This window comes from Paenibacillus sp. MDMC362 (assembly GCF_003269305.1).
Classification (GTDB): domain Bacteria; phylum Bacillota; class Bacilli; order Paenibacillales; family Paenibacillaceae; genus Paenibacillus_AQ.
Genome location: NZ_QLYT01000029.1, coordinates 126,798 through 139,055, shown reverse-complemented (window position 1 = coordinate 139,055; position 12,258 = coordinate 126,798). Strand labels below are relative to the sequence as shown.

The following is a 12,258-nucleotide window of genomic DNA, read 5'->3' as shown; positions in this document are numbered from 1 at the left end:
TGGCGATCCCTTCTTCTTGTTTCATTATGTCATCATATTGTGTAAGGGCGTTATACGGTCACGGAAACTTAATTTTCTCTCAGCTTCTTCTGCTCATTACGAAGTTTCTCAGGTGTCACGTCATTTCCGGCGGGATCCACGATGCTTAATCCCGAAAAGGTGCTTAGCACCTGTCCGCGAATTTCACGCAGATAGTCCGTGCGTAAAACTTGCTGTTCGGCTTTTTCCGCAGCAGTGAGCATGCCCTCCCGCTGTTTTTTAGCCAATTCATTAATCCGGGTTAAGCTTTGAATCATGATATCCCTCTTTTCCATATGATTTTGATTTATCAACTATCTTAATATAAAGATATAATAAACAAAGATATTTGTCAAGCCCTGCCAACTTTCATGATCAATAGGCGCATTTGTGATTTTTCCCCTACCCAAAGTCTCTTCATTTCCTTAACCTTGGTGTTTAAGGTTTATTTATTTACAAATCGTGGTTAATGTTAGTATTGAAAACTTGGTGTTCGCAGCATAATACAAATGCAGGTCCTCATCCCTTAGGAAAAATTACTTATGCCTTTCTGGCACAACATGAAATATAATAGAGGAACTTAACTTTAATCAACTGGGGGAACATCTATGAAATCTCAGCACAACAACCCAGCTTCAACCGGGAAAAATGATCGTTTTTCTTCTGCTGGTTTTATTCTGGCCGCGATCGGGAGCTCTGTCGGCCTCGGAAACATGTGGAAGTTCCCTTACATTACGGGAGAACATGGCGGCGCAGCATTCTTTCTGCTCTTTATCGTCTGCCTCATCGTGATCGGTTTGCCTGTCCTGCTGGCCGAACTCGCCATTGGACGAGCTGGCCGCGGGAGTGCCGCAACTTCCTTTGTCAAAGCGGGCGGACCGAAAGCCTTCGGGCACCTGGGATTGCTCCAGGTTATTGCACCATTTCTCATTCTGACCTTCTATGTCATTGTGGCAGGCTGGACGCTTCATTATGCGGTCATGTCATTTAGCGGCAATCTGTACAATAACACTGATTTTGGTGGTCAATTTACTACGTTTACGGAAGGTTACATGCCGATCATATGGCAAATCGTCGCTATTGCGATCTCAGGATGGGTGGTAGCTAAAGGCATCTCTGGAGGAATCGAAAAATTCAACAAGGTTCTGATCCCGGGCCTGATCATTCTGTTGATCGTATTAATGATCCGCGCGGTAACCTTGCCAGGGGCCGGAGCAGGCGTATCCTTCTTCTTGAATCCTGATTTCTCGAAGCTCAGCCCGGAAGCGGCACTCGTCGCGTTGGGACATGCCTTCTTCTCCCTCTCGCTGGGGATGGGGATTCTGTTGACCTACGGGGCTTATGTCGATAAGCGGCAATCCCTTGGTCCGGCTACTCTCGCCATCGGCGCAGGTGACCTGATCTATGCGTTTATTGCCGGACTTATTATATTCCCGACAACCGCTTCCTTCGGGATTGAGCCCAATGCCGGCCCTTCCCTTGTCTTCATTGCCTTGCCGGCTGCCTTCTCGGCCATGCCGCTGGGTGCTTTTTTCGGAGGATTGTTCTTCGTCCTTCTAGCCATTGCCGCTTTAACCTCCGCAGTCTCCCTGCTGGAGGTTCCGACCTCGTATGTCATGGACCGCTGGCATTGGGGACGCACCAAAGCTGTATTGGTCATCTGCGCGCTGGTTATGCTGGTCGGTCTACCCTCCGCGTTGTCATTCGGCATCGTACCCGGGCTTACCGATATCGGCGGCAAAAACTTCTTTGACTGGCTGGATTTCGTCACATCGAACATTCTGCTTCCGCTCGGGGGGCTGATCACCACTATCTTTGCAGGGTACTTCTGGAAGAGAGCGGCAGATGCCGCCGGCCTTAAAGCCGGCTGGTTCCGGGCATGGCTGTTCATGCTCCGTTATATCGCGCCGGTTCTCGTATTACTGGTGCTGCTCCATACCACGGGCGTGATCAAGTTCGATTAATTGGCAACCAAGGCAATCTCTTCGCCACATGGGGGCGAATGGGGTTGCCTTTTTCTATACCCTTGCCCATTCATATTCATCTACGTATTAAATTCTATTATTCTATCATTATCAATCCAGCAAGGAAATTGTAAAAAAGGGCGGGCTAGTAATGGATTTTGAGTATGCATTCGGTGTTGGATTAACCTTTATTCAATACCTCCTACTGTTCTTCTGGGCATATTGGATGCTGATCAGTCTCTTCGGCTTTGGAAAACCCAAGAGACTGAAAGAATATGAACCTTCGAAAAGATTTCTTCTGATGATTCCTGCACACAACGAAGAAGCGGTTATCGGACACCTTGTAGAGAATCTTCATAACATGGATTACCCGAAAGAGCTCTATGAAGTGTGCGTTATTGCTGATGGATGTAAGGATAAAACAAGTGAGATCGCTGGAAAACTTGGTGCTACCGTTATGGAACATACATACCTGCCAGGAGAGCAAAAGGGGAAACCTTACGGAATCAAATACGCAATGGAGCAGTATGGCGACAGGTTAATCGATGATTTTGACGGTATCGCCTTCTTCGATGCAGACAACCTGGTTTCGTTGAACTACTTAAGGGAAATGAATAACCACTTATTGAACGGGGATCAATTAATACAATGTTACCTGGATTCCAAGAATCCGGATGACAACTGGGTGACCATAGGTTACTCCGTAAGCTATATTTTCATGAACCGCTCTTGGCAGCTTGCCAAGTCCAGATTGGGCTTAGGAAACGCGATCGGTGGAACCGGGTTCTGCGTAGACACGACTCTATTCAAAACCATCGGTTGGACCGCTCGTTCCTTAACGGAAGACCTGGAGTTTACTATGCAGTGTTTGCTTGAGGGTGTACCAGCTACATGGTGCCACTTTGCGCGCGTGTACGATGAGAAGCCGGAAAGTTTCAAATCTTCCTGCATTCAGCGTCTCCGATGGGCAAGAGGGCATTGGGATGTCTGCTTCAAATACGCTCACAGATTAATGTGGAGATTCATTAGCAAGCTGGACTTCAAAGCTTTTGATGGGTTAATGTACCTTATTAATCCTGGCAAGATTGTTTTGAGTGCAGCAACAGGTCTCCTTGTTCTCATGTCCATGGCTACCGACTTATTAGATGCTCATCATTTGATTCCTTGGCAAGTTTGGATGATGTGCTTGGTATTCCAATTCATTTACGTAGGATACGCACAGTTTCTCGACTCGAACAATAAGGTAAGCCTCATTCGGGGCTATGCGTACCTGTACTTTTTCAATCTGACATACGTCCCCCTGTTCCTTTGGTCACTCATTACGATGAAGAACGTGAATTGGAACCCTACAAAGCATACAAGAGCTATTCATTTGAGCGATATTGAAGTAGAAAAAGAGAAATACTAAGGGAGCTGCAAGAATTCGCTCCAAAAAGACGGGTAAACCAGCCAGATCATTTGCCCAATGAGCCGCTGAAAACAAACGCTTCTTTGAGTAAATATATAAAACAACGAAATGTTATTATCATATTATCTGCGATCTCCACTTGAATATTGAATCCATTATCCAATCAGAAGAAAAACAAAAAACCATGCGCTCATACTTAAGCGAGCGCATGGTTTGTTCGTGTATATCTGTAGCGGACAAGGATATAAAATATCGCCTTCACTGACTCTTTACAGGACCGGTAGATGCTCCAACCACCAATTCCGCAGGCAGTCGCTTCTCAACTGCTACATCATCGTGATTCATGATGCCAAGCACCGTCTCAATCGCCAGCCTCCCCATTTCTTCCTCGTTCTGCCGCATATGGGTAAACAAATAGCCCTCACCGATATTTAGCTGCGGACTGTCAAAGCATACGATGGATAAATCCTCCGGTACACGCAAACCAAGGCGCTCTGCAGCGACCTTGGCCAGCAAAGCAATGTTATATTCGATCGCAAAAAAGGCTGTAATTGCCGGATGCTCCTGCAAGTGCCGCACGATCCGCTGGATTTCCCGTTCAATATTGCTCTCGTAGAAGGCATTAGGCAAAGTAGCCGTCACGTCACTAATCCAGATCTCCTTATCAAACGCGATGCCCCGGGCGGCATGGGCCTGCACAAACCCTTCAATCCGCTCTTCAACCGCTGTCGTGTCCCTCGGCGGAGGAGACAGCAGGGATATGTAACGGTGTCCCAAATCAAATAAATGCTCCACTACCTGAACGGCTGCTCCCAGATTGTCTGTACTGATGGAAGCCGCTGCGACTCCCTTCAGCTTGCGATCAATCAGGACAAGCGGAAAACGGGCGATGACCAGCTTCAATATTTCGGCATTGAAATATTCCCCCTGAGCGGGAAAAACGATGAGACCGTTCACGCCGAGATTACGCAGCTTCTGAATGGATAATTCCTCATTATCCTGGTCTCCAAACGTTCTGCGCAGTACCAGAAAACAGTCATTCTCTCTCGAATACTGCTCCATGCTGTAAACAAGGCGTGTTCCGTAGCTTGACGAAAAGTCTGTAATGACAAGACCGATCATCTTCTCTTGGCTAGCTGCTCTGACAACTCCGCCTTCTGAGGAAATTGTTTCCTTCTGTGCCAGGGGCTCATCCGGGTCAGCTACGAAGGATCCCTTGCCCGGTTTACGCACAATCACGCCTTCAGCCGCCAGCATATCCAATGCCTTCTTGCTTGTGATTCGACTAACTCCGTATTCGTCCGCGAGTTCCTTCTCCGAAGGGACTTTATCGCCAATGCGGAAAATATGTGTGGAGATCTTTCGCTTCATCTCGTTAAAAATCTGTTCATACATCGGCTTTGCGGAAGCTGCATCTTTCAAATTGATATCCCTCCAACGGTACTCCAAAACATGCTAATTCATATAACAATATAACATGATATATTTGATTTGTCCATGTCGCGCGGATAACCGGTTTAGAAAATATCATCCTCCCCCTAAACAGTCCCATTCATGACAAAACAGCGCCGCATGATCTTTCGCTTCGAAAGACTCATGCAGAAGCGCTGTTCCCCTGTCGACTACCTGCTCCGTGTATTGAACTATTCCTTCACGGCCCCCAGGACGATTCCGTGGATTAAATAACGCTGCAAAAATGGATAGATGAGCAAAATTGGAATCATGGAGACCAGAATTTTGGCAGAGTTCAGGGTCGTGTTGGAGATTTTATTGAACTGCTGAAGCTGTTCGACCGAGAGATTCTGCATCTGGTCGCGCGTCAGGCTGAGCTGCTGCAGATAAGTCTGAAGCGGTATTTTCTCGCTGTCATTGATCAGGATGATCCCGTCAAAGAAGTTGTTCCAGTGACCGACGATGACAAATAGCGTAATGGTCGCCAGACTGGGCATGGAGATCGGGATGAAGATCTTGAGCAGGATTTTCAGCGGACCGGCACCGTCAATGAATGCTGCCTCCTCCAGCTCCTTCGGAATTCCCTTGAAGAAGTTCATCAGGAGAATCACGTTGAAGACAGGAACTGCACCCGGCAGAACCAACGCCCAGATGCTGTTGATCAACCCCAGCTTGCTGATCACCATATACCAGGGGACGATTCCTCCACTGAAGAGCATCGTAAACACGATAATCCACATGTATTTGTTTCTCGATCGGAACTGCGTGAAGCTCCGCGATAACGGATAAGCCATAAGGATGGTTAAAATCATGTTGATCGCTCCCCCAAGCAGCACCCGTTCCACGGATATGAGGAACGCCTTCCAAAACTTCGTGTCATTCAGTATCTGCCCGTAGGATGAGAAGTTCAGCTCCACCGGAAAAAAGTAGACCCGGCCGGCATTCACAGCCGTGCTGCTGCTGACGGACACCATAATCGTATTGACGATGGGGGCCAGCGACACAAATGTAATTAGAACGAGCGCGAGCATAATCATCAGGCGGGACAGCCTTGAGCCCAGCGTTTTGGATTGAATCATGCTTACCCTCCTAGAAAATCTTGTACCCCGCATACCTTGAGGCCAGCCTGTAGGATATAACGATCAGAACAAAGCTGATGATCGATTTCATCAGTCCAATTGCCGTTGCGAACGAATACTGCATATTGATCAGACCCATGCGGTACACAAACGTATCGATAATATCGCCCGTCTCGTAGACCAGCGGATTATACAGGTTGAACACCTGGTCAAATCCCGCATTGAGCACATTGCCGAGACTCAGCGTGCCCAGCAGGATGATCGTCGGAAACATGCCCGGCAGCGTGATATTCAGGGTCTGCTTCCAGCGGCTTGCGCCGTCCATTGCGGCGGATTCATACAAAGCCGGATTAATCGCCGTCAATGCAGCCAAATACACAATCGTCCCGTAGCCGAATTCCTTCCATGTATCCGTCACGATGAGCAGCGGCCTGAACCAGTCGTTGCTTGCCAGAAACATGATCCGTTCCAGCCCCAGAAACTCAAGGATATTGTTAATCATGCCGTCAAAGGAAAAAATCATGGTCAGCATCGTGCCCAGGACCACCCATGACATAAAATGCGGCAAATACACAATGGTTTGAATCGTGCTTTTGAAGAGCTTCAGACGCACCTCATTAAGCAGCAGGGCGAATACAATCGGCACAATCAATCCAAGAACAATCTTCCCGACCGCGATGACCAGCGTATTGACGAAGATCTGCTTGGCATCCGGCAGTTGAAACATATACGTGAAATTGTCGAGACCTGCCCATGCGGAACCGAGTATTCCTTTCGCGGGGATGAACTTCTGAAAAGCCATGACCACCCCGAACATCGGCACAATCGAGAAAATGAACAGCATGGCCATGCCAGGCAGCAGCATCGCATGATAGGTCATTTCGTCAAAGGTTTTACGTTTCTTTTTCCTCCGGTATCGTACTTCCGGCTCTTGATTGACGGTTGTTTCCACTTGCGCCATCGACCGCTTCACCTCCATCATGTCCCTGTCAGGACAAGCCTTATCGAATCAAAAAGCCCGCGCGGCTGACCACCCATAGCCCTCCGCGCCAAGGCCCATGCTATCTTTATCTGCTGCTCATCTGGTTGACCTCTTCCGTGATTTCATCGCCTCCGGTACGCTTCCAGGTGTCCACGAACTTATCGAATTCATCAACGGGAGCTTGTCCCATAATAATTTTCAATATGGTCTCCTCTTCGAGCTTTTGGAGGTTGGCCCACTTCAGCTTCATCGTCTCGGTGGTTCCATAGAAGCCGGCAGGAATCACTTCCAGATTCGGATTGTTCGCTTCGCGCTGGCCTTCGATGCGGGAGAGGTATTCGCCGTATGTGTTCACGTCGATGGCATTTTCTTTTTCCTTGAATTCCTGATACGCCTTGAAGGACACTACCCGATCTTCCTGCACGGAGGAAGCATCGCCGGATTCATCCGCCTTCATCAGATCCTCGTAATAACGTTTCAACACATCGTCATAATCCACTTGCATCGGAATTTGTGTCGGATCATTATTCCAGCGACTTGCATCTGTCAGCATCTCATCGGGGTGCTCTTTCTTGTAATTGACCGCATCATCGGTTAAGGAGTACAAGAAATCCGTTGTTAAATTGACCGATTTCATGATTGCTTCGGGATGGGCGAAATCCTTCTTGACTACGACGATACCGCCGCCCACCGGATCCTGGCGAATGGTCTTGAACTTGCCGTGCTCATCCACGGGTGCCGATACAGCAACCCAGACAGCATCAGGATCCTGCTTGATCGAATCCTTGTAGTTGGTGTAGCCGATCCACCATGGGTTAAACAGCATCCCTACCTGCCCGTTGATCACAAGCGCTTCCTTCTCTTCATTCGTTCGGACGGCAAACTGTTTATCAATCAGACCTTCTTTGTACATGGCGCTCAGCTCCGCCAACGCTTGCTTCATTTCGGGCTGAACCGATCCATACACAACCTGGCCATCCTTCTCGATCCAATTCATTGGAAAAGCGCCGCGTGCAGCAAAAACTGGTGTAAAGTTCATGGCATTGGAATCCATCACCATGCCAACCGTTTTGCCTGTTCCCGAGGCATCCTTCTCTACGAACGTTCTGGCGAGATTCCATACATCCTCAACCGACTCCGGCATCTGTGCGCCGACTTTATCCACCCAGTCCTTCCGCACCCACAGCAGCTGGTGCTGGTTTCCGATATTCGTCATCGGAAGGCCCATGATTTTACCGTCCACCTTGACTTGGTCCAGCAGCAAGTCGCCATAAGAGGAGTAGATATTCTTGACGCCGTCGGATGCGGTCTTCTCGTACACTTCCGTCATATCGGCAATCAGGTCGTTATCCACCAGCTGGTTGAAGATATCACGGCTGACCAGCATAACATCCGGCAGATCGCCCGTTGTCATCGACAGCGACAGCTTCTGATCCATATCGTCCGTCTCCCAAGCCACCTTAGCTTTTACGTTCACCCGGTCTTCCACATAGCGGGTAGCCAAATTGTCCTCAATCGTATCGCCGGGAGGCAGGTTGTTCACATGATTGGTATTCCGGCCGATCGTAAATTCCACCGGCGTTTCGTATTTCCCGTAAGGCTCATAGTCCTGTTCTGAAATTTGCGGCTGTGCGCTGTCCCCCGAACTCCCGCCGCAGCCGCTGAATACAGTCAGCATCATGCAGCCGAGCAGCAGCGAAGCCATCTTTTTACGCTTGTTCATCCTGTCATCCCCTTTTTCTCGTTTTGTTGATATCCAAATTGTATGCGGTTTCATAATTGGCGTATATGCAACATTTTGTGGATATGTATCACTTTTTTCATAACCTCTTTTTGTTCTCAACTGTATATCCCAAAAAAGCGGCTGCTTCAGCACACCGCTTTAATAAAGACGCTATGGAGATGGATGGAACAACGCTCGCTGCTCAGGAAGCCGGAATGACCATGGATACTGCCGTTCCGCTTCCTGGTTCGCTATGAATATCAAGTCCGTAATCCAGTCCGTAATACAGCTTGATCCGGTCGTTCACGTTCCGAACGCCGCAGCCACCGCTCTCTCCGGCCAGCAGCCTCGCCGCCTGCGCGGGAGACATGCCCACCCCGTTATCGCTGACGATAAGTTTCATGCCCCCCTCGACCCGGCTAACCCCAATGTGAATTTGGTAATCTGCCCCTTCAGCCTCCACAAAACCATGCTTGATGGCATTCTCCACGATCGGCTGCAGAATAAAATGAATAATCTCGGTATCTAATACTTCCTCATCGATATGGTAATCCACGTCAAATCGGCCATCGTTCATGATAAGCTGCAAATCCAGGTAAGCCTTGATGTGCTGCACCTCATCCTTGATCGTAGCCATATGCCTCCCCTGATTCAGCGTCGTTCTATAGAACCGGGCCAATGCCGATACCATATAACTCGTTTCGATATCCGCTTTCTTCTCGGCCCTCCACCGGATAAAGGAAAGGGTGTTGTATAGGAAATGCGGATTAATCTGATTAATCAGTTTGTTATATTCGCTTTCCCTCTTGGCGATTTCCGCTTGATACACCTGGGAGATTAGACTGTTAATCCGTTTCAGCATTTTGCCGATGCCATTGGTCAACTCGCCGAATTCATCCCGAGATGAGCTCTGGATGATCACCTCGAGGTTGTTCTGCTCCACCTTGTCTACCTTGTTTTTGATATGGATAATTCGGCGTGTAAAGTTGTTGGAAATCACATAAATGAGCAGAAATGTAATGATCAAGCTGAGGATCATGACAAACAACGTAATTTGAAAAATACCCAGTGCATTTGCATATGCATTCGTATTCAGCAGATTATAGTGAATCGTCCATCCATTATTGGCGAGCGACCGGCTTAGGTTCAGACCGCCCGTCTCCCCACTCTCCAAATCGGCTGAAGCATCGGACTCCTTCCTGTCCTTGAAAATCACACGCTGCTCAGCATCCTCGATATGAACCGCCACATGCTCCGACAGTTTGTCCATATCAGCAAAGATGCTGTCATGCTGAATGGAAATTACCATGAAATTGCTCTCCTTGGGATTGCTGATCAATTCCTGAACGAGATACAGTTTCTCCCCGTCCACAATCCAGCGCCTTCCCCGAAACCCATCGTACCAAGACTTGCTCTTGAGTTCCCCGATGGGCAAAATATTATCGCGAATTCCGAGCAGTTCTCCGGATGTATAAAAGGTAATGGCCTCAATATCATCATCCATTAGCCGAATGTTCGAGATCAATGGCTCCAGAATGTCCCTGAAATCCAGGTACATGTTAAAATAGTTCTCTTCATAGTCCTTAATGAAAATTTGCGATAGCTCCCGGTTTAGTACCATAAACTCGCTCAGCGTATTGTACCGGTTGATCTTATAGTCCATTATGTTGGCCACCTGTTCCAGGCTGGCTTCCGCTTCGCTCCGTAATTCCTTCATCTGAATGCGGTAGGACTGGATGAAAGAGAGCAGTCCTAGCAATAGAATCGGAATGAGTGCAATGATGAGATGGGACAACAGCAGCTTGTTGCGGAATCGGATATCATTGAACTTGCTCTTTATCCATCCGATCATGGAGCACCCCGCACTCTCTGTATTGTAAGGGACTTACGCCGAACTTGCTCTTGAACAGCTTAGCAAAATAAGAATGGTTGTCGATACCAACCGCTCCTGCAATATCATTGACTTTCATATTCGAGTGTTTCAGTAGATAGCTTGCCCTCCGCAAGCGGTAGTCGGTCAAATACTTCGAGAAGTTCTCCCCGGTTTCTTTCTTAAATAAAATGCTCAAGTACCCCGGGGACAGGTACACTTCCCGGGCTGCATCCGACAACGAAATATCTCGCTGATGATGGTCCTTCACATAGTCTTTAACCTGACGGATGACCTTCGATTCGATCGTTCCCTGTTCAAGCTCCCCGCCATAAGGACTGATCTGTGTTATATCCTCCATTACCTGCAGAAACTCTTCCCTGGCAAGCGGTTTGAGCAAGTAATTCACCACGCCCAATCGGATAGCGCTGCGTGCATACTCAAATTCGTCATACCCGCTGCAGATGACAATTTTTACATCCTGCTGGGTCTTTCGGGCTTGCTTGCTCAGTTCCAGACCGTCCATAAGAGGCATTCTGACGTCGGTGATCAGGATGTCAATTGCGTTTTGCAGCAGAATACGCTTTGCACTCATTCCGTTATCGGCTTCCAATACTTGAAAGGGGAAGCGGTACTGAAAGATCAAATCCTTAATGCCTTCTCTTTGAACGGACTCATCGTCAACAATAAGCACATTAAACATAAGAAAATCTCCTTTGCTTGTGAAAGTATGGGGCTGATATAGGGAAATATAGGTTGTTATAAATGGTATACCTGTTTTGTCGTAGTATATCACAGTTTCAGGAAAGGGCTTTCAAAATCACGTTTAAGACCGTGCAGCCGTCAAGTTTTTGCTTACTTCGACAATGCATGATTGCCATGACCACTGCCAATCCTATACTTCATATTCTTTATTTAGCGGGAGGTCAGATTATTGGAGCGTTTTGACCCGGAACTGGTCTTTTTTGAGCCGGACACGTTAGAGTATCCTCTTGGAAAGAAGCTGTATGCATGGTTTGAGGAATTAGGTACCCCCATTAAAATGACTACCTCTCACAATAGGGTGACTGGCATTCCGGGAGAAACAGAAACGGAGAAATACCGAAACGCCAAGAGAACCCTGGTCGTCGGGATCAGGAAAACATTGGACTTCGATACATCCAAGCCATCAGCGGAATATGCCATCCCGCTAACCACAGGATATGCGGGGCATTGTCATTACTGTTACTTGCAAACCACCATGAGCTCGAAGCCTTATGTCCGGATATATGTCAACCTGGATGAAATTCTGGATCGAGCGAAGCAGTATATCGTAGAGCGTGCGCCGGAAATCACCCGATTCGAGGCGGCCTGTACCGGTGACCCCGTATCGCTTGAGCATTTGACCGGAGCTCTGGCCTATTACATTGAATATATGGCCAAGCAGGAATATGGCAGACTGCGGTTCGTGACGAAGTTCGCTAACATCAATTCCCTGCTTCATGAACGATTGAGCCATGTGGAAGTCAAGGACCTGACGTTCGAGCTCATTCAGCACCGCTTTACCAAAACGGCCAAAAATACGATTTTAAAACGTTACCTAAAACCAAACTGAATATGGACGAGGAAGATCGGCAGTTAAAATGGGGGAGATACGGGAAGTTCAAATATGTCTATAAGGCCGAAACCGTCGAGGAGTTCCAGCAGTTGTTCGAGAAGGGGATCAGAGAATATTTTCCTCTTGCGAAAATTGCCTATTTTGTTTAACGGCAGAAACTTGAGG

9 protein-coding genes and 1 pseudogene are annotated in these 12,258 nt (G+C 48.0%); 3 read left to right on the top strand and 7 right to left on the bottom strand.

Annotation, left to right across the window (positions count from 1 at the left end; genetic code table 11):
• Positions 1-68: 68 nt before the first annotated feature.
• Positions 69-296 carry a DUF896 domain-containing protein gene (locus DP091_RS15465; RefSeq protein ID WP_113059134.1) on the bottom strand — a complete coding sequence of 76 codons (228 nt, stop codon included), beginning with the start codon at positions 294-296 and terminating at the stop codon, positions 69-71.
• Between the two features lie 330 nt (positions 297-626).
• On the opposite strand from DP091_RS15465, the gene DP091_RS15460 reads away from it, so the two are divergent.
• Together DP091_RS15460 and DP091_RS15455 are read left to right on the top strand one after the other, a co-directional pair.
• Positions 627-1,982 (top strand): sodium-dependent transporter, encoded by a 1,356-nt coding sequence (locus DP091_RS15460; protein WP_113059133.1) that lies wholly within the window; start codon positions 627-629, stop codon positions 1,980-1,982.
• A 151-nt stretch (positions 1,983-2,133) separates the two neighbouring features.
• Complete coding sequence (locus DP091_RS15455; protein ID WP_113059132.1) at positions 2,134-3,390, top strand: glycosyltransferase family 2 protein; 1,257 nt, start codon at positions 2,134-2,136, stop codon at positions 3,388-3,390.
• A 258-nt stretch (positions 3,391-3,648) separates the two neighbouring features.
• Here the strand turns inward: DP091_RS15455 and DP091_RS15450 are convergent, their stop codons facing one another.
• The 6 genes from DP091_RS15450 to DP091_RS15425 form a co-directional block, all read right to left on the bottom strand.
• Entirely contained in the window at positions 3,649-4,812 is a 1,164-nt protein-coding gene (locus DP091_RS15450; RefSeq protein WP_113059131.1) for a GntR family transcriptional regulator, read from the bottom strand.
• Between the two features lie 221 nt (positions 4,813-5,033).
• Positions 5,034-5,921 (bottom strand): carbohydrate ABC transporter permease, encoded by an 888-nt coding sequence (locus tag DP091_RS15445; RefSeq protein ID WP_113059130.1) that lies wholly within the window; start codon positions 5,919-5,921, stop codon positions 5,034-5,036.
• 10 nt (positions 5,922-5,931) lie between these two features.
• The gene (locus DP091_RS15440; protein WP_113059129.1) at positions 5,932-6,882 is read right to left on the bottom strand and encodes an ABC transporter permease; all 951 of its coding nucleotides are present in this window, start codon (positions 6,880-6,882) and stop codon (positions 5,932-5,934) included.
• A 106-nt stretch (positions 6,883-6,988) separates the two neighbouring features.
• Positions 6,989-8,626, bottom strand: coding sequence for an extracellular solute-binding protein (locus DP091_RS15435; protein WP_113059128.1), 1,638 nt, complete (start codon positions 8,624-8,626; stop codon positions 6,989-6,991).
• A 202-nt stretch (positions 8,627-8,828) separates the two neighbouring features.
• Positions 8,829-10,478 carry a sensor histidine kinase gene (locus DP091_RS15430; RefSeq protein ID WP_113059127.1) on the bottom strand — a complete coding sequence of 550 codons (1,650 nt, stop codon included), beginning with the start codon at positions 10,476-10,478 and terminating at the stop codon, positions 8,829-8,831.
• Complete coding sequence (locus DP091_RS15425) at positions 10,447-11,199, bottom strand: response regulator transcription factor (RefSeq protein ID WP_113059126.1); 753 nt, start codon at positions 11,197-11,199, stop codon at positions 10,447-10,449. Before DP091_RS15425 ends, DP091_RS15430 begins: the two co-directional genes overlap by 32 nt.
• 231 nt (positions 11,200-11,430) lie before the next feature.
• Here DP091_RS15425 and DP091_RS15420 point away from each other — a divergent pair.
• Positions 11,431-12,242 (top strand): annotated as a pseudogene (locus DP091_RS15420) (spore photoproduct lyase family protein).
• Positions 12,243-12,258: the final 16 nt, after the last annotated feature.